This is a genomic window from Hymenobacter sp., from assembly GCF_035709525.1.
GTDB lineage: Bacteria > Bacteroidota > Bacteroidia > Cytophagales > Hymenobacteraceae > Hymenobacter.
In genome coordinates this window covers 1-20,036 of the sequence record NZ_DASTEP010000133.1, presented here as the reverse complement: position 1 = coordinate 20,036, position 20,036 = coordinate 1, and the positions used below count along the sequence as shown (strand labels likewise).

Genomic DNA, 20,036 nt, shown 5'->3' with positions numbered 1-20,036 from the left:
GCCGTGTCGGGTATCTACTTGACGGGTAGCGCTGCAACCACCGCGGCCAACTACGACCTGAACAACGAAATCGGGGTGACGGCGGGTAACACGGTGACCAATTTTGGCGGGGCCTCAACCTCAGGCTGGGGCATTGGGGTGAACATGCAAAATGGGGCCAAAATCGCCAATAACACGGTGAACAGCGCGGGCGGCACCACGGCCACGGCCACGCTGCGCGGTATTTATGCCAACACGGGCGTGTCGTCGAGCATCGACATCACCGGCAACACCATCACGCTGGTGGGGGGCGCCGCCCTCAGCAACGTTATCGGCATCGACAACGGCATCGGCTCGACGGCGGCCGGTAACACGGTTAACATCACGGGCAATACGGTGCAGAATAGCACCTACGCCACGGCCACCAGCGGGGCGTTTTATGGCATTCAAAACACAGCTTCGGCGGCTACCGTCAACCTGACCGGCAACACGATAAGCGGCAACTCGTCGTCGGCCACGACGGGCAATTTTATGGCGCTGCGCAACACGGCCTCGGTGGCGATGCTGAACATCAGCACCAACATCATCACCAACAACACCCTGGCGGGCTCGGGCGAGTACGATGTAGTGTATACCAGTGGCGCGACCAGCATGGCGCTGGTCGTGAGCGGCAATCAGTTTAGCAGCACGGCGGCGGTGGCAACTACCGGCTCGCTGTACTTCCTGAACATTGGTGCGACGAGCACCGGCACGATGGCCGTGCAAAACAACGTGTTTGGCAGCTTCACCAAAACCGGGGTAGGCGGCACCGTGTATGGCTACTACAACAGTGCCTCGCCCCAGGTCCCCCAAACTATCTCGGGCAATACGATTTCAGACATTACGCTGAGTGGGGTCACGGCTTTCTACGGCCTGTTTGTGAACACCTCCGGCAATCAAACCCAGACCATCACCGGCAACACCATTCGCAACATCGGGGGCGGTGCCAACACCGTCTGCGGCCTGTACATTGGCTATGGCTCCGCGGCCTCGACTATCAACACCAATACCGTGACGGGGCTGAGCGCCGCTTCCTCGGTGTACGGCCTGTTCTTGGGCAGCTCGCTGGTAGGTGGCACCATCTATGCCAACACCATTAGCGGCTTGAGCAGCTCGGGCTCGAGCAGCGTGGTAGTGGGCCTTTACACGTCCGCCTTCACTCCCAGCATCTACGGCAACAAGATTTATAACCTGGCCGACAGCCACGCCACGGGCTTGGTGTATGGCCTGTGCGTGCAGCCCGGCATCCTGCCCGGTACCGTGGTGACCTTCTACAACAACCTGGTGGGCGACCTGCGGGCCCCCGCCGCGACCAGCCTCAATGCCGTAGTGGGCTTGTACATCAACTCGGGCGCTACCAGTATTAAGGCCTACTACAATACGTTTTACCTGGCGGCGAGCAGCACGGGCGCTACGTTTGGTACCTCGGGCATTTACCTGGGCGCTCCCCTCACGGTGCTCGACGCCCGCAACAATATTGTGGTAAACAAAAGCACGGCGGCCGGCGCGGGCGGCTACACCGCCGCCCTGCGCCGCCTGAGCGGCGCGCCAGGCTTTCCGCCCGATAACCTGGCTGCTACGGCCAACAACAACCTGTACTACGCCGGCCCGCCCTCGGCCACCAACGTGATTTACGTGGAGGGCACCACCGCCGCGGCCATCAATGCCCAGCCCACGCTGGCCGCCTACCGGGCCTTCGTGGCCCCGCGCGAAAGCAATGCCGTAACTGAGGACCTAGCGTTTGCAAGCACGGCCGGCTCGGCAGCCACCTTCCTGCATGTGAGCCCGACCGCGCCCACGCAGGTCGAGGGTGGGGCCACGCCCATCGGCAGCATCACTACCGACTTCGACGGGGATGCCCGCAGTGCTTCGACGCCCGACATCGGGGCCGACGAGGGCCCCTTCCTACCCCTGGACCTGACCGGCCCCTCCTTTACGCTGGCGGCCCTGGCCAACACCAGCAACACGGCCACCCGCTCGCTGGCCGTAACCATCACCGACCCCAGCGGCATTTCGACCACCACGCCCCCGCGCCTGTTTTACCGCAAGGGCACGAGTGGCGCGTTTGTGTCGGTGCCGACGGCCAGCCAAAGCGGCAGCACTTACACCTTCGCGTTCGACTATGCGGCGGTGGGCGGCGTGGTGGCGGCCGATGTGGTGCAGTACTACGTGGTGGCGCAGGATGTGCCGGGCAACGTATCGTCAAACCCCCTGGGCGGCACTTTTGCCGTGCCCCCGGCCCGCCCGTACCAATATACCATCCTAAGCGCGCTGAGCGGCGTGTACTACGTAGGCAGTGGCACCTCGCCCAACCCGGCCCGCACCTACGCCACCCTTACGGCGGCGGCGGCGGCCTACAACGCCAGTGGGCTGACTGGCGCGGTTACGTTGCTGCTCCTCGATGCCACGTACTCGGCCGCCGAAACCTTCCCGGTGGTTTTTGGCAACAACCCCGAAGCCAGCGCCGCTAACACGCTCACCATCCGGCCCAATATGGGCGTGAGCAGCACCATCACCGCCGCCAGCTCGCTGCTGGCATTCTCGAATGCCCGCTACGTGACGCTCGATGGCTCGAATAGCGGCACCACCTCGCGCGACCTGACCCTGACTTCGACCACGAGTGTCAGCAACTCCTCCCACATCCTAATTGATGGCTTGGGCACTACCAATTCTGGTACTAACACCATAGCAGTGCGCAATCTGCGCATTGTGGGAGCCAGCCCCGTGGCGGGCGGCGGCGGGTTATTTGGTATTATATCGACCGGGCCCGACAACGATAACCTGACCGTGCAAAACAACAGCGTTGTGGGCGTCACGATGGGTATCTTGCTGAGTGGCGGCGGACTGGTTTCGGCCGGTGGCAATGACAATACCGTGGTGCAGGACAACGTGGTAGGGCCCGCCGTGGCGAGTGCGGCCACCAACATTGGCAACACAGGGCTGGCCGTCGGCAACTCGGTGAATGCTACGGTAACGGGCAACACCGTGCAAAACGTGGCCGGAAGCTCGGCCCCGGTGGGCTTGAGCATGTATGGCGTCACGGGCGGCGTGGTGCGCGGCAACGTGGTGCGCAACGTGACCAACACGACTACCGGCTACGCCTACGGCCTCAACGTGAGCACCGGCACGACCGGCCTCATCGTGGATGCCAACCGCATCAGCGGCGTCACGGGGGCCGGCGCGGCGGGCTACGGCGGCTACGGCATCTGGATATATACGGGCGTGGCCAATAGCAATGTGCGCATCAGCAACAACTTTGTGAGCGACATCCAGGGCACCAGCTCTACCAGCCTGGCGAACGGGGCCACGGTAGGCATCTTGCTGACTACGACGATGAGCGGCGTGCGCGTGCAGTACAACTCCGTGAACCTGACCGGCACCTACAACTACGCCGCCGGCTTCTCGACGGCTTTTGGCGTGGGAGCCGCCGTTACGGACCTCAACGTGCAAAACAACATCTTCGCCAACGCCCAGGTGAACGGCACCGGCACCACGGGTAGCGCCTACACCCTGTACAGCTCGGCCCCAGCCACCGCCTATACTGCTCTCAATTACAACGACTACTATAGCAACGGGCCCCAGGCGGCGCTGGCCTACTTTGGGAGTGCCCCCCAAGCTACCCTGGCCGCCCTGCGCATGGCTACCGGTAAGGACGTTAGCTCCATCAGCGTTAACCCGCTGTTCATTTCGGCTACCGACCTGCACACCTCGGCAACAGCACTTAGTGCTGCCGCTACACCCATTGCCGGTATCACGACGGATATCGACGGGGACACCCGCAGCGCAACAGCTCCCACTATCGGGGCCGACGAATCTGCGCTGCTGGCCACCACCCGCGCCGGCATTGCGGGGGCTAGCCTGCGGGTGTACCCCAACCCCACGCCAACCGGCCGGGTAACACTGGAGCTGAGCGGGTTGCGCTCGGCTACCCAGTTGGCGGTACTCGACGTGCTGGGCCGGCTAGTGAGTAGCGAGCTAATACCGGCTAGTAGTGGCTCAATGGTGCGCGGGCTCGACCTCACGTGCCAGCCGGCAGGGGTATACCTGCTGCGTTTGCGCAACGAGCAGGGCGTGGAAACGCGCCGCCTCGTGCGCGAGTAGCGCCCCTGGCCTCGCCAAGCAAAAGACCCCGTCGGAGATAACGACGGGGTCTTTTTTGGTTGAAAATAATCGCGTTGCGGCCAAGCCAGGGCCTGTTATGAACTTGCGGCGTGTGGGGCGAGCATGAGGCGGGCGAAGACAACGAAAGGTAGCTGGGGCAAGCGGCTGCGCAGGCGCTCGTGGTCGCGGCCCAGTCGGCGGAAGCGGCTGCGCCAGGCAAAGCTGCGCTCTACTACCCAGCGCCGGGGCAACAGCACAAAGCCGGTTTGGTCTTGTGGTTTTGGACTACTTGCAAATTAAGGTCGTGAGCCGCCGCCGCGTATTCCGTTTCCTGCCCCGCATAGCCCTGGTCGGCAAAGCCCACCCTCACCGTTTGGCCCCGTGTATAACATAACAGGCGCAGGAAACGCCCTGAAAAAAAGGCGTTTCCTGCGCATCCTGGCGTCCTGGTTAGCTTTCCAAAAAACGGTCCTTTTTTGGAGGAGTAATCCGACGATTATCTGGCTGGTTGCCAGAAAATTAATGTAACTGTGATGCCTGCTACCAATCCGTCTATGTAGAGAAGAAACCCGTACCCACTACCCGCATGCCAGAAATAAAACCTTGAGCTATCAGAGCAGGAAACGCACGTAGGGGCTGGCAGTGCTACCAACGCAAAAGAACCCAGCCAGCAGGCTGAGTCCTTTTGCGTTAGCGTTTGCTCATGAAGTAGAGGCCAGAGACCTAATGCGCCTCGCTGGTTTCGATACCAAGCAGCGTGAGGCGTACTGGACGCGCCGTCACTTTATGCTTGGCTACGGTGCTGAGGTCGTCGAGCTTCACCTGGTGCACCTCACCCAGCGTTGGCACGGCGATGTAGGCAAACCGCGCCGAGGCTTCTAAAACCGGCTTGTAGACATCGGCCGAAGAAGTCGCACTGATAACGGAGCCCTGCCGCTTCAGCGTGTTAGTAGCCAAGTCATACACCCGCAGCTGGCCGCCGAGCGTCAGCACTAGCAGTTGCTTGCCAGCGTAGTCAAGCTTGCACTGCATGGCGTCGGTGCCGTCGTAGATGGGGGTCATGCTGTTAGCCGCCAAATCAATAAGGTAGGCTCCCTTGGTGGCCGAGTAGCCAATGAATTTCTTGGCCCCTTCGGCGTAATAAATGGTACCTAAACGATTAGCGCCGAGACTGGCGGGATTGGCGATGAGGCGCTGCTGGCCCGACTTATTGACTACCAGCACACTACCGCTGTTATTGGCCGTAGTGGTCCAAGCGCCGAATACAGCATTTTCGCCATCGCTGGCATTGCCGTGGAGGCTGCCGGTTTGCAGCGTGGCGGCGTGCACCAGGCCCCCCGTCGAGTTGATGATGCGCACCCCGGTAGGAGCCGTGCTGCCGGGCTGGGTTTCAGTTACGGCGTAAGTGCCGTTGCTGAGGTGAGCCATGGCGCCGTGGTGGGCCGCCAGGCCAGCGTTGATAACCCGAAACTTAGCCCCCGGCGTGTGGAAGTCGTCTTCGTCGGCCACACTCAGCGTGCCATCGCCATCGTTGAAAATCAGCGACTCTTCGTCGTGGCTCTTGAAATGCGCGGGCTTGGTGCCCGTGGCCGAAATAGCCGCCCATTTGGGCGTGCCCTTCACGTCGGCGTGGTCGTCGTGCGATTCCAGGCCGGTGTCGAACATCTCCACCAGGTTCTGGCTCTGGTACAGCACGGCGGCGTAGCGGCCCGAGGCCGTGGGGTAGAGCGTGGCCAGCGGGTACTTGGCGCTAAACGAAGCGGTGCTGCCATCGAAGGGCGTGAGTTGGGTAAGCGTGCTGGCCTGCTCGTCGGCCACCAGCAGGCGCACAAAGCGGTACTCTTTGCCGGCGTCGGGGTCGGCCGGGGTTACGTCGTCATTGTCCTTGTTGCAAGCGGCCAGCGATAAGCCCGCCACAATGGTCAGCGCCAGCCGAGCCGAGGAAAAGAAGTGCTTCATGGTAGAAAAGGGAAGAAGTGAAATGAGGTTTTAGTGAATTTCTTTTGCAAACCTAAGCAAGCGCGTTCTACTTTTGAAACGTGGTTGCAATAAAAAATAGAATTCGCTTCTTCTGGGTCCAGCCCCTGTTCCTCGCCAGCCTAGGGGCAGCGCTCAGCTTACTAGGGGTGCTTGGCCTGCCCCAAATGGCCAAGGCGCAGGCCTGCCAGCTACACGTGTCAGGTGCCGTGACCGACGCGGCCGGCCAAGCACTACCCGCCGCCACCGTGCGGCTGGAAGGCACTGCCATTAACACAGTAGCAGATAGCAGCGGCCACTACTACTTAGCTGGACTGTGCCCTGGCGCCTACCGCTTGGTGGTGACGTACCTGGGCTTTGAGCCTGCCGAGCGCACGCTAACCCTGGTAGCCAGCACGGAGCTACCCGTGGCGCTGCGGCCGCTGGCGGGCACCCTGGGCGAGGTAACGGCTACCGGCCAGCGGGCATATGACACGCCCTTAATGCAACAAAGCAGCGTGGAGCTGCGCGAGCTGGCCCTCACCCGAGGGCAGACGCTGGCCGAGGCCTTGCAGCGCGTGCCGGGCCTGCGCACCATCCAGACGGGGCCTAGCATCGTCAAGCCCGTCATTCACGGCATGCACTCCAACCGGGTGCTGATTTACAACGCCGGCGTGCGCCAGGAGGGGCAGCAGTGGGGCAGCGAGCACGCCCCCGAGGTAGACCCCTTCGTGGCCAGCCGCCTCACGGTGGTGAAGGGCGCGGCCAGCGTCATGTACGGCTCCGATGCCGTGGGCGGCGTTATCCTGGTCGAGCCCGAGGCCCTCGACTACCGGCCCGGCCTGCGGGGCCGCGTCGAGTCGGTGCTAATGAGCAACAACGGCCTCGGGGCGCTGTCGGCCACGGCCGAAGGGGCCCGGCCCCAGGGCCTGCTCGGCTACCGGGTGCAGCTGAGCACGCGGCAGGCCGCCAACGCCCGCGTGCCCGGCTACTACTTGAAAAACACGGGCTTCCAGGAATACAACGGTTCGGCCACGGTGGGCTTTGCTAAGAACGCCTTTGCGGCCGAGCTGTACGCCAGCACTTTCAACTCGCGGCTGGGCATTTTTGAGGGCGCGCACATCGGCAATACCACCGACTTGCTGGCCGCCATTGCGCGCCCCGAGCCGCTGGTGAAGGGCGATTTTTCCTACGCCATCGGGCGGCCCTACCAGCTTATCGGCCACCACCTGGTGCGCGCGGCCGCGCACTACGAGCTACCTAGACTGGGCAAGCTGCACCTGCGCTACAGCTACCAGCGCAACAACCGCGAGGAGTATGACCTGGTGCGCCAGGCCTACGAGAACGAGTACCAGTTGCGCTTCACCCTCACCACCCAGGCCCTGGATGCCTACCTCGACCACCGCCCCTTAGGTGGCCTGCGGGGCAAGGTGGGCCTGAGCGCGCAGCACCAGCAGAACTACTACGATGGCCGCTACCTCATCCCGTTTTTCACCAATCGCAGCCTGGGCGCTTTCGCCACCGAGCGCTGGAGCCGGGGGCACCTGGAGCTGGAGGCCGGCGCCCGCTATGATGCCCGGCACATGCAGGCCCGGCTGCGCGAGGTGCCTACCGACCAGCGCAGCCCCGAAATCCGCCCCCAGTTCAGCTACGGCCAGCTCACGGGCACGGTGGGCGCGGCCTACCAGCTGCCGGCCGGCTGGCGCCTGAGCGCGGGCGCGGCCCGGGGCTGGCGGCCGCCGTCCATCAACGAGCTGTTTTCGCAGGGCGTGCACCACGGCAGCGCCCGCTTCGAGCAGGGCGACCGCAGTCTGCGCGAAGAATCAACTTTTAACCTCTACGGCGGGGTGACCAAGCAGAGCGAGCGGCTGAGCGGCGAGCTGAATGTATACCACAATCGCCTCAACAACTACATCTACCTGCGCCCCGGCACCGAGGCCGTGCTCACGGTGCGGGGCGCGTTTTTGGCCTACCAATATGTGCAGGTCGATGCCGCGCTCTACGGCACCGATGCCACGGCCAGCTACCGCGTGGCCGACTGGCTCACGGCCACCGCCAGCTACTCGGCGGTGCGGGCCTACAACCGCCAGACCGGCCAGCACCTAGAACTGATTCCGGCCGACCGCACCGCCGCCGGCGTGCGCCTGACCTTGCCCATCTGGCATGGCCTGGCCGACAACACCCTAAGCCTGCGCGTGGAGCACACCGCCCGCCAGTGGCGCGTGCGCGACGACCAGGACTTTGCCCCGCCGCCCGGCGCCTACACCCTCTGCCACCTCGATGCCAGCACCGAGGCCCACCTGCTGGGCCGCCCCGTGGCCCTGAGTTTGAGCGTGTACAACCTCTTCAACACCACTTACCGCGACTACCTCAACGCCTTCCGCTACTTCGCCCCCGAGGTGGGCCGCAATGTGGCCCTGCGCCTCACGGTACCCTTTGGCCAATCGCCGGCCGCTTCTTCTAACCCTTAAGTTTTTGATAGTATGACTTTTGCTTTCTCTCGCTCCGCGGCCTTACTGGCCCCCGCCCTGCTCGCCCTAGGTCTGCTGGGCAGCTGCTCGAAAGACGAAACGCCCCTGCCCGCCGTGCGCGAAAACGAACTGATAACCTCCATGCGCCTCAAGTTCGTGAACCAGGCCACCCCCACCGACGTGCGCCTGGCCACCTGGAAAGACCTGGATGGCCAGGGCGGCAACCCACCCGTTATCGACGCCATCACCTTGCAAGCCAATACCGTGTACACCCTCACGGTCGATGCCGTCCTCAACGAAACGTCGACCACGAGCGAAGATGTAACGCCCGAAATCGTGCGCGAGGCCACCAACCACTTGTTTGTGTACAAGCCCACGGGCGCGCCGCTCACGGTAGTTGTCACCGACAAAGACAGCCAGGGCCTGCCTTTTGGCTTGCAGGCGCGGGCCACCACGGCGGGCGCGGGCAGCGGCAGCCTGCGCGTGGTGCTGCGCCACCAGGTCGGCACCAAGGATGGCACCGAAACGCCTGGTAGCACCGATTTCGATACGACCTTCCCAGTTACGATTCAGTAAGTAGAGCTATGCTAGCCTAGCTGGGCTCTGAAGGAGAACGACTTATATAGCTCGGCAGCGTGCTATGTAGCATGAGGCGGCCTGCATAGCGTGACGCACGCTAGCTATCCCTGCCAGGGCCACGAAATCGCAAAATCAGACCTTAAAGAGGGAGATAACCGAGCTGGAAGCGAATGCTTTCACTCCGCGCTTCTTGCTAGCTAAGCAAAAGATTGGCTCGGTGTAGCCTGTTGATTCGCCTGAGGTGGTAGAATAAAAACAGACAGTGCGAAGTCTTCCTTCCGCTGCCCATGCCCGGCAAGATTCTGCCGCGTGCTGCACATCAGCCCCGCCGGCTAGTAGCAGGGGCTGGGCCGGGGGTACTACCCGCAAAAATCGTGTGTGCTCATTTGTTGGCACTTGCCATCCTGAGTAAACTCAAAGAGCCCTGAGCGAGCAAATCGGTCAGGGCTCTTTGCCTAAAATAAGTAAAAGGGTCGTAGCAATAGCAGTCTGGGCGGGCTACCCGCCGCCTTTACGGCACCTTGATAAACTTGAGTTGCTGCGTACCAGAACCCATCGTTAAGCGCACGAGGTAGAGGCCAGCGGCGTAAGCGTGCGTCGGCACGACGACCTCTTGCACCTGACCAGCCGGGGCCGCTCCGCTAGCCAGTTGCTGCACCAGGCGCCCTTGCCCGTCATACACGGTCAGGGTGTAGGCCTGGGGGGCGGGTAGGGTAAAACTCACGCGCAATTGCTCACTGAACGGGTTGGGGCTGCCGGTAAAGGCGAGCTCCCGGGCGTTTCCAGCGGCAGCGCTAGTGCCTGGCTTGGTGGCGGCTACAGGCTTGTTCGTAGCAGTAAGCTGCGCGCTGGTAGCCGGCCCAATGCTGATGCTAACGGTGGCCGGATTACCACAAAGTAGGGGCAGGCCGGGGTCGCAGGCGTAGTACAAGAAGCTGTCGGCCCCCACGTAGTTGGCCGCGGGCTGGTAGGTGAAGGTGCCGTCGGGATTAAGCAGCAGCGTGCCATGGGTGGGGCGGATGATGAGAATGGCCCGTGGGCTGGTGCCCAAGTCATTGCTGAGCACGTTGCCCGTCAAGGTGCCGCCCTGCCGCGTCGTATACACGTCCGGTACGGTAGTAGGCGGCACGCGCAGCACGCTGATGCCGACTGTTACGGCGTTGCCGCAGAGCAGCGGCAGGCCGGGGTCACAGGCGTAGTAGATAAAGCTGTCCTGGCCCGTGAAGCCGGCGTTGGGCTGGTAGGTAAAGGTGCCATCGGGGTTGAGCAGCAGCGTGCCGTGAGTGGGGCGGATGATGAGGATGGCGCGCGGGTTAGTGCCCAGGTCATTGCTGAGCACGTTGCCCTTGAGCAGCGTACCCTGCGGCGTGGTATAGGTATCGGCCACCGTGGTAGGGGCCACGCGCACCACAAAACTGGTCGCCGAGGCAACCGAACCACTAGGCGTAGTTACGCTCACCGGGCCAGTAGTGGTGCCCGCTGCTACCACCGCCGTAAGACTGGTAGCTGAGTTCACGACAAACGAGCTGGCCGCGGTGCCGTTGAAGCTGACGCCCGTGGTTCCGCTCAGGTTGGTGCCCGTAATCGTAACGCTCGTGCCCACTGGCCCAGCAGCTGGGCTCAGCAGCAGCAGTGCTGTGCAGTTTTCAGCGTCAGGGCCTTTGCCCGTGATGATGGCGTTTGAGGTAGTCACCAGTACCTTATCTAGCTGGGCACCATCTTCTCGGTAGCCGATAGTGAGCGTGTGCGGCCCCACGCCGAGCGTTCCGCTGGTCAACCTTGTCCATTGCCAGCCCGAAGTAGTCAGCCCGTTTACGGAGGTAAATGCGCCATTGTCAAGCTTCACCCAGTAGCTGTCATCATTAGCCGTGGGGCAGTTTAGACGCGCGGCAATGTTGTACGTGGCCGCACTGTCTACCGTAAAGGCAAACACTACCGTGCCACTCGCCGCGGGCGCCGTGGCCGTACTATTCAGCCCGTTTACCACAACGTACTTGCCGTGAGCGGCTGCGGTGTCGGCTACAATTTGCCAGTCGGAGCCTACGGTGGCGCATTCCGCATCCAACCAAATGCGTTTCCCCAGGGGCTCAGCGGGCAGCACGGGGTTGGCGGTGCCCCACCACTTGTACCAGCGCTGGTAGTCTAGGGTTGGGTAGGGATGGACGGTGATGGAAGTGTTCACGCTGGTATTGCCCAGCAAAAACTTATCAACGAAGGCCTCCATGGCTGGCTGCTGGGCGGCGGGCACGGCGCAGTGGTTGTGGCCGCCATCGATGTAGAAGCCAAACCGGTCGCCAATGCCAAACTGCTTCCACACCTCGTGCGCCGCCCGGGCCGACACATAGGCTGCCGGATTAGCCAACCACTCGAAGTCGGTGTTACCGGTCACTAGCAAAGCCCGGGGGGCAATCATGGCCATTAGCTCGTGGTGGTCGTGCGGCAGCTTGGCCACGTTGGCACCCGCAAATTGCTGCATATCATCCTTAAACCATCTGTAGTCGGTAGCCCCGAGCTTTTCCACTGCACCCAGCGTTTCAGAAACGCGCCAGGCCGGTGCGCCCCCGCCCCCCGACTCTTGGGCAATAGTCAGCGCAATGCGCTCGTCCATTGCCCCCGAGAATAAGGCCATCTTGCCCGCATAGGAGCAGCCCGTTACGCCAATGTGTTGCAAGTCGATAGGTAAGCTGCCTTGCACCAGCTCCAGGCCGTCGATGAGGCGGCTCACTCCCCAGCTCCAAGCGGCATACTGCCCCGAATTACTCAGGTTCTGGTCGGGGTAAAGCTGGTAGTAGGGGTCATTCAGCGAAGGAGCCCCATAGGTCGTGACATTGTTATGGTTGTAGGTAATACGGGCAATGTTGCGGCTGGTGAAGACGGTAGCTGGGACGCTCCCCGAGGGGCTATTCATGCCGATGATGGCCGGAAACGGCCCCGCGCTTGCTGGTAAGCTTACCTGCGAGGTAAGCGTGAGGGTTTTGTTGTTCACCGTCACGTTTACTGTAAGCGTACCTGCCGTAGCTGAAGTGGCCGTGTAGGTAGCCGTGATATGCTGTGGCCGGGTAGGCCGGCGCCCTATCTCGTAGTTCTCCAGCTGGGCCTTGATTTCGTTGCGGCGGCACTCCCAGTCGCTGAAGCTCGTGCTACGCCCCCGGCCATCAGCCCACATAAAAGGGTCCGGAAGCGGCTGAATGGCCGGCAATTGGCTAAAACTGGGTAGCGGGGGGGTGGCGCAAGTGGTGCCCGTGTTTTCGGCCGAGTAAACCAGGGGGGCCTGCGCCACTACGCGCAGCCATATAAAACTCAGTAAAAGAGCTACGGATGTAATCTTCGCATTCATGTGTAGGGTGGGAAAAGGAACAGGAAATGGGAAAGGAAAGCGAGCAAACTACCAGGTCAGAGGGGTAACGGCATAGGCAGAATGGGTAAGGAGGTGAAAAGGAAATGACAGCGTGCAAAACCTGATTTTAAGAGGAGCAGGAACAGGCCAGCAACGCCATGCCAGAGGGAGCATTAGCTGCCCTGTTGCAGTGCTCTCTGCCAGTCAAATATAGCACCCGTGGGTATCTATAATAGGTTGATAAAAAATGAATTATGTGTAAAAAAAGTATCGAATCGTTTGCGGGGTTATACCGCAAACGATTGCATAAAGAAAGTCTCATTACCAGCCTAAAAAATAAGCAGCATACAATCAACTGGTTATAGCATACCTCAAGCTTATTTCCAGCTTTAATTAGTATTGCATTAATTCTAATTATTTGTATTTCAAATAATTAGAAGAATATAGCTTATGAATCAGCTATCGACTCAGAAGCTTCCTTAATAACCAGCAAGTGTCGCCGAGCCGGCAGGTAGCGCGAAACACACCTGCTAAAACTCAGAAGCTATTCCGTGACGAAACATGTTAGGCATCCTAGCCCAGCAAGGTGCACCTTACTGGCACAGTTCACGCCTTGGAAACGGCCAGTGGTGGGAAAAGACAGATGGGGCAAGAGCCAGGTCACGATGATATCTTTGGAGAGGAGTTCCACGGGCAAGTGGGAGGAAGGAGGTGGGCCGCACCCCAGGTTTCTCCCCGCCGTGGGAGTCTCTTTGTTTTGGCTCTACTTCCTGAACAGCTTCACTAGCATAGTGCGGCCTCTATGGGCGGGCTGCCATGGGTTTATGGCAACCTGTATATTGCGTGAACAAATGCACGTAAAATTATTTTTAAGCTTCCTCTTGTCCATTGCTGGCGTTGGGGCTTACGCTAGGGCGAGTACAGCCGACAGCCTACTCACGGTCCTCAACCAAGCTCTCAGCCAGCGCCCGCGCTACGATGCCGAGCGGGTAAATCGCATCGCATTCTTGCGCACCGAGTACGCGGCCAGCCCAGGCGACCCGGACACCCAGTTTCGCCTGGGTTTGCGCATTTACGACGAGTACAAGGCGTACAAATACGACTCGGCCTTTGCGTACTGCCTGCGCCTGAACCGGCTGGCCGACCAGTCGGGCGATGCGCAGAAAATAGCGCTTGCCAAGCTCAAGCTGTCGTTTATTCTGCTCTCGTCGGGCATGTTTAAGGAAACGTTCGACGCGCTCCACGACCTCAAGGCGCGGCAGCTTTCGGTGTCCGACCGCATCGATTATTATTTCCTGAAAGCGCGGGCGTACAGCGACTTGGGCACATTTGACCAGGATGAGTACTACCGGCCGGTAAACTACGCTAAGTCACTAGCCTGCGCCGATACGGCCCGGCAACTGTGTACTACGGCCTCGTATCAGTGCCTGGTTGTTGATGGCTTCATTGCGCAGAAAAAGGACGATTTGGCAGCCGGTATTCGGTTTTATCAAGCCATGCGGCGGCTGCCGGGCCTCACGCCCCACCAAGTGGCCGTGAGCGCCAGCACGCTAGCCAGCCTCTACGAGATGCACCACCAGGAGGAAAAGGCGTTTGAGCTGCTGCTAGTGGCGGCCATTGCCGATGTGCAGTCGGCCACCAAGGAAACGCTGGCCATTTTCAAGGTGTCGGACTACTGCTACCGGCGGGGCGATTTGCAGAATGCCTACCGCTTCATCCGGGAGGCGCGCGACGAAGCGGCATTTTATAAGGCCCGGCAGCGGCAGGTGGAAATCAGCCACATCTCGTCGGTGATTGAAGGCGAGAAGGTCAGCATTATCGAGCAGCAGCGCCAAACGCTGCGGCGTAACTCGTGGGTGCTGGCCGGGCTGGCGGCGTTTGGGGGCGTGTGCACGCTCGTCATTTTTGCGCAGCTGCGGCGCTTGCAACGGGCCGATAAGCGCGTGCTGGCTACCAATGAAGAGCTGCGCGCCGCCATCGGCCAACTCAACCAGCTGAACGGCCGGCTCAACGAGGCCAACCGCATCAAGGACGAGTACATCGGCTACTACCTCAACTCCAACTCGCAGTACATCGATAAGCTGGAGGCGCTCAAAAAGTCACTCCTTGCGCTGCTCGACAGCAAGCAGTACACGGGCCTGCAACGGCTGCTCGACGGGGTCAACATCAAGCACGAGCGCACGGCTTTGTATAAAAACTTCGACCAGGTTTTCCTGAAGCTGTTTCCCCGATTCATTTCAGCCTTCAACACCCTATTTCGGCCCGAAGACCAGGTGCCGCTAACCGACGACCAACTGCTGACAGCCGAGTTGCGCATCTTCGCCCTTGTGCGCCTTGGCATCGATGACAGCGAGCGCATCAGTCGTATTCTGGGGTATTCTATTAATACGATTTATACCTACAAGACGCGGGTAAAAAGCCGGTCGTTACTCCCCAATGAGGAGTTTGAGGCGCAGGTGCGGGTGCTGGACGCGAGCTAGGTAGCTACCCTGACGTAGCGCCTCACCCCCCGGCCCCCTCTCCTTTTCGGAGAGGGGGCCGGGGGGTGAGGCGACACGTCAGGGTAGCAAAACCCCACCAAAACCACCCAATTTAACTTTATATCGGATTCATATTTTGCAAACCCAACAACAACACAATAATCTGTAAATCAGATTTATTTACCCAATATTAGTCTATATTTTTCATACCCCGTTTTAACTAATTTTCTTTCGGCGCGGGGTGGTATTGTTTTGTCTGACGGCTGGCGCTGACCGGGTGGTTTTGGATACCCCGGGCGCTGGCTTGGCGGCTGGCCCAACTGGGTTGGCTGCGCCCACCAATCCCAGTCCCACCCATGACGCCACCCCTACGTTGGCTGCGCCCGTTCGGCGCGGGCCGCACCTTTTTGTCTGCGCCGGTTATCGGCATTCTCACGATTAGCTCGGCGGTGGCGGGGCCCCTGGGGCCGGGCCGGCACTGGCCATCGGCCCGCGTGGCGCCGGTGGCGAGCGGCGTAGTAAGCGGCCGCGTGGTCGATGCCAAGAGCGCGCCCCTGCCCGGCGTGACGGTAGTAATAGAGGGCACTACGCTCGGTGCTACGACCAACGAAGACGGCGTGTTTACCATCCCCAACGTGCCGGCCGGGCAGCACACGCTGGTGTACTCGTCAGTGGGCTTCACCACGGCCCGGGTATCGGTGACAGTGCTTGATGGCAAGCCCGTGCAGGCCCCGCTCACCACGCTCGGCGAAAACGCCCAGGCCCTGAGCGAGGCCGTGGTAGTGGGCTACGGCACCCAGCGCCGGCAGGACGTAACGGGCTCGATTACGACCGTCGATAGCAAGCAATTTGTAAAAGGCCAGGTGACCAACCCCGAGCAGCTGGTGCAGGGCAAGGTGGCCGGCGTGCAGATAACGACCGCCGGCGGCGCGCCGGGCGCGGGCAGCCAGATTATTATCCGGGGCGGCTCGTCATTGAGCGCCAGCAACCGGCCGCTGTTCGTGATTGACGGCGTGCCGGTGACCAACGATGGGCTGGCGGGCGCGGGCAATCCGCTCTCGCTCATTAACCCTAATGATATTGAGAGCATTACGGTGCTCAAGGATGCCTCGGCCACGGCCATCTACGGCGTGCGGGCCTCAAATGGGGTGATTATCGTGACTACCAAGCGGGGCCTGGCGGGCGAGGCGATACGGGTGAACGTGTCAACCCAGCACTCCATTGCCACGGTGGCCAAGTATGCGTCGGTGCTCAACGGCGACCAGTTTCGCGACCTGGTACTGAACTACGGCAACTACCAGCAGCAGGCGCTGCTGGGCACCGAAAACACGGACTGGCAGCGCGCCATCTATCGCACAGCCTACACCGCCGACAACAACGCCAGCGTGCTGGGCGCGGTGGGCAAGGTGCCGTTTCGGGCATCGGTGGGCTACCTCACCCAGCAGGGCTTGCTGAAGCGCAACGACCTGAAGCGCTACACCGGCAACCTGAGCCTTACGCCGGTGCTGCTCGATGGCAACCTGCGGATAGACCTGAACGTGAAGGGCTCCTGGATTGACAACAACTTCTCGGACCAGAGCGCCGTGGGTACGGCCGTGGGCTTCGACCCCAGCCAGCCCATTACCTCCGATGACCCGCGCTACGCGCCCTTCGGCGGCTACTACGAGTTTTTGCAAGGCAACGGGCAGCTGGTCAACCTCTCGGCGCGCAACCCGCTGAGCCTCATCAACCAGCGCCGCGACCGCAGCACGGTGCTACGCAGCCTGGGCAACGTGCGCCTCGACTACAAGCTGCCCTTCGTGCCGGGCCTGAGCGCCAACCTGAACGTGGGCTACGACGTGCAGCGCGGCCGTGGCACGGTGTACGTCGCCCCCACCTCGGCTTCGCAGTACAACCGCCAGGGCATCAACAACGAGTACCGGCAGGACCTCGACAACCACCTGCTCGAAGCCTACGCCAAGTACGAAGGCCGGGTGCTGGGCCAGCGCCTGGAGCTGCTAGCCGGCTACTCATTTCAGAAGTTTGGCAATACCAACTACATCTTCGACGACCGCCGCGCCGATGGCAGCGTGTACACGCCCCTCACGCCGACCTATGACAACCAGACGCAGTACACCAACAACCTGGTGCTGCTCTCGTACTACAGCCGCCTGAATTACAACATCGCGGATAAGTACCTCTTTACGGGCACGTTCCGCATCGACCAAACCTCCAATTTCGCGCCGGGGCGGCGCACGGGCTACTTCCCGTCGGGGGCGTTTGCGTGGCGCTTGAAGGGCGAGGATTTCCTGAAGAACAACGCCACGGTGTCGGATTTGAAGCTGCGCTTGGGCTACGGCCAAACCGGGCAGCAGGACATCGGCATCAACTCGGGCTATTTGCCCATCTCGACGCTCAGCAACAATACCGCCCAGCAGCTCGTGGGCGGGCAGTACTACCGCACGCTGCGCCCCAGCTTCTACAACCCCGAGCTGACCTGGGAAACCACCACCACCTACAACGTGGGCCTCGACTACGGCTTTTTCGACGGCCGCCTGACGGGCGCGGTGGAGGTGTACCAGCGCGACACCAAGAATCTGCTGTTTTTCAGCAATGTATCGGCCCTGTCCAACCTCTCCAACGCGGGCTTTCTCAACATCGGCTCGCTCACCAACCGGGGCGTGGAGCTGACGGCCAACCTCGACGTGGTGCGCGGCGAAAAGCTCAACGTGGCCGTGAACGCCAACGCGACCTTCAACCGCAACCGCATCACCAAGCTGACGCTGGTGGACGATGCCAACTACATCGGCCAGATAAATGGCTCGCAAATCAACGCCGTGGGGGCGCCGGCCGGGGCGTTCTACGTATACAAGCAGCTGTACAACGCCGAGGGCCAGCCCATTCAAAATGCCGTGGCCGACCTCGTGGCCGATGGCGTGCTCAACGGCTCGGACCGCTACATCGGCAAGTCGCCGCGGCCCACGACCATCCTGGGCTTTGGCAGCACGGCCAGCTACGGCAAGCTCAACCTGGCCTTCACGCTGCGCGCCAACCTGGGCGGCTACATCTTTAACGGGGTGCGCTCGGGGGCCTATTTCGGGCCGAGCTCCAACGGCACGCTGGGCAACCTCTCGACCGAGATTCTGACCTCGCGCCTGGCCAACTTCAACAGCCTCACGGCGCAGTCGGATTACTTCCTCGAAAACGGCTCGTTTGCGCGCCTCGAAAACGTGACGGTAGGCTACCAGTTTGGCAGCGTGCTGGGCAAAAACTCGACCCTGAACCTAACGGCCGCCGCCCAAAATCTTTTCTTGCTGACCAACTACTCGGGCATCGACCCCGAAATCAGCAGCGGCTACGACGCCAACATCTACCCCCGGCCGCGCACCTTCACGCTGGGCCTCACCTACGGTTTTTAAGCGCCTGTTTCCCACCTAGCTATGTCGTTTATTTTTCAGCGCCCCCTGCGGGCCCTGGCCCTGGCGGCCGGCCTGGGGCTGGCCTCATCGGCCTGCACCAGTCAGCTCGACCAAGTGCCTTCCTACACCGCTAATGCCGAGGTTGTGTACCGCGACCCGGTGCAGATTCAGCAATCGCTGGTGCGCCTCTACGCCACGCTGGCCGTGAGTGGGCAGAGCGGCCCCGATGGCCAGCCCGACATCACGGGCATCGGCGAAGACTTCAGCCAGTACCTGCGCCAGTACTGGTCGATGCAGGAAATCGCGTCGGATGAGGGCATTATGACTTGGAACGACGGCAACCTGTCCGACATCAGCCGCAATACCTGGAACGCGAATAACGAGTTTATCCGCGCCATCTACGACCGGATTTTTTACCAGATTGGCATTTGCAACGAGTTTATTCGCCAGACCTCGGACGACAAGCTGGCCAGCCGCGGCCTCACCGATAGCAACGTTACGAATACCATCCGGCAGTACCGGGCCGAGGCGCGCTTTTTGCGGGCGCTCAGCTACTGGCACGCGCTGGATATGTTTGGCAACGTGCCTTTTGCCGATGAAAACTCGACGCTGAGCGGTAGCCCGCCGCCCCAGATAGCGCGGGCCGCGCTGTTTGCCTACATCGAGGGCGAGCTGAAAGCCATCGAGCCCACGCTGGTGCCCGCCCGCACGGCCTATGCCCGCGCCGACCAGGGCGCGTGCTGGGCGCTGCTGACCAAGCTCTACCTCAACGCCGAGGTGTACACGGGCACGGCGCGCAACACCGACGCCGTAGCCTACGCCAATAAAGTACTGGGGGCCAGCTACTCGCTAGCATCGGAGTACCGCCTGCTGTTTCTGGCCGACAACGACGCGCCGGCCGCCAGCCAAGAAGTCATTTTTACTGTGCCCTTCGATGGCAACCGCACCCGCACGTTTGGGGGCATGCCGTTCATCTTGCACGCCAGCCTGGGCGGCAGCGTGCCGGCCGCCGACTACGGCGTGAACGGCGGCTGGTCGGGGCTCCGCATCAAGCCCAACATCGTGAATTTGTTTCCGGGCTTCCCGGGCGCTACTGCCGATGCGCGGGCCACGTTCTACACCACCGGCCAGTCGCGCACTATCAGCGACTTGTTCGACTTCATGCAGGGCTACCTCGTTACCAAGTACAAGAACGTGACCTCGGCGGGCCGCCCGGGCTCGTCGTCGCAGGCCAACGGCGGCGACGGCAACTTCGTGGACATCGACTACCCCATGTTCCGGCTGGCCGACGTGAAGCTGATGTACGCCGAGGCCGTGCTGCGCGGCGGCACCGGCGGCACGGCCGGCACCCCGCTCGACCAGGTAAATGACGTGCGCCGCCGCTCGGGCGCTCCCATCCTCGCCACCGTGCAGCTCAGCGACATCCTCGACGAGCGCGGCCGCGAGCTGTACTGGGAGGCGCACCGCCGCACCGACCTCATCCGCTTCGGCCGTTTCGCCACGGGTAATAACTGGCCGCAAAAGGGCGGGCTGGCCGCAGGCCGCGACATCGAGGCGTTCCGCACGCTGTTCCCGATACCGGCCACGGACCTAGCGGCGAATCCTAATCTGAAGCAGAACCCTGGCTATTAAGGCAGAGGGCTCGCCTTGCGTGAACCTCACCCCCTAGCCCCCTCTCCAAAAAAGAGGGGGGACT

At 61.6% G+C, this 20,036-nt stretch carries 8 protein-coding genes and 1 pseudogene; 6 read left to right on the top strand and 3 right to left on the bottom strand.

What is annotated here, in order from left to right; all coding sequences use genetic code 11:
- The first annotated feature begins 3 nt into the window (after nt 1–3).
- The gene (locus VFO93_RS11535) at nt 4–4,119 is read left to right on the top strand and encodes a T9SS type A sorting domain-containing protein (RefSeq protein ID WP_325134523.1); all 4,116 of its coding nucleotides are present in this window, start codon (nt 4–6) and stop codon (nt 4,117–4,119) included.
- Between the two features lie 95 nt (nt 4,120–4,214).
- On the opposite strand, the pseudogene VFO93_RS22365 reads toward VFO93_RS11535, so the two are convergent.
- Both VFO93_RS22365 and VFO93_RS11525 read right to left on the bottom strand, forming a co-directional pair.
- Nucleotides 4,215–4,498, bottom strand: a pseudogene (locus VFO93_RS22365) (transposase); the annotation flags it as partial.
- Nucleotides 4,499–4,842: 344 nt separating this feature from the next.
- The gene (locus VFO93_RS11525; RefSeq protein ID WP_325134522.1) at nt 4,843–6,078 is read right to left on the bottom strand and encodes a hypothetical protein; all 1,236 of its coding nucleotides are present in this window, start codon (nt 6,076–6,078) and stop codon (nt 4,843–4,845) included.
- A gap of 185 nt (nt 6,079–6,263) precedes the next feature.
- Between VFO93_RS11525 and VFO93_RS11520 the strand changes: the two genes are divergently transcribed.
- Nucleotides 6,264–8,546: a TonB-dependent receptor gene (locus VFO93_RS11520; protein WP_325134521.1), complete on the top strand. Its 2,283-nt coding sequence runs from the start codon at nt 6,264–6,266 to the stop codon at nt 8,544–8,546.
- 12 nt (nt 8,547–8,558) lie between these two features.
- Complete coding sequence (locus VFO93_RS11515; RefSeq protein WP_325134520.1) at nt 8,559–9,122, top strand: hypothetical protein; 564 nt, start codon at nt 8,559–8,561, stop codon at nt 9,120–9,122.
- 514 nt (nt 9,123–9,636) lie between these two features.
- On the opposite strand, the gene VFO93_RS11510 is transcribed toward VFO93_RS11515, so the two are convergent.
- Nucleotides 9,637–12,291, bottom strand: coding sequence for an Ig-like domain-containing protein (locus VFO93_RS11510; protein WP_325134519.1), 2,655 nt, complete (start codon nt 12,289–12,291; stop codon nt 9,637–9,639).
- Between the two features lie 1,052 nt (nt 12,292–13,343).
- On the opposite strand from VFO93_RS11510, the gene VFO93_RS11505 reads away from it, so the two are divergent.
- From VFO93_RS11505 to VFO93_RS11495, 3 genes are all read left to right on the top strand, one after another.
- Nucleotides 13,344–14,942: a DUF6377 domain-containing protein gene (locus VFO93_RS11505; RefSeq protein WP_325134518.1), complete on the top strand. Its 1,599-nt coding sequence runs from the start codon at nt 13,344–13,346 to the stop codon at nt 14,940–14,942.
- A gap of 356 nt (nt 14,943–15,298) precedes the next feature.
- Nucleotides 15,299–18,340 (top strand): SusC/RagA family TonB-linked outer membrane protein, encoded by a 3,042-nt coding sequence (locus tag VFO93_RS11500; protein WP_325134517.1) that lies wholly within the window; start codon nt 15,299–15,301, stop codon nt 18,338–18,340.
- Between the two features lie 21 nt (nt 18,341–18,361).
- On the top strand, nt 18,362–19,972 hold the full coding sequence (locus tag VFO93_RS11495; RefSeq protein ID WP_325134516.1) for a RagB/SusD family nutrient uptake outer membrane protein: 1,611 nt from the start codon (nt 18,362–18,364) through the stop codon (nt 19,970–19,972).
- The last annotated feature ends 64 nt before the right edge of the window (nt 19,973–20,036 follow it).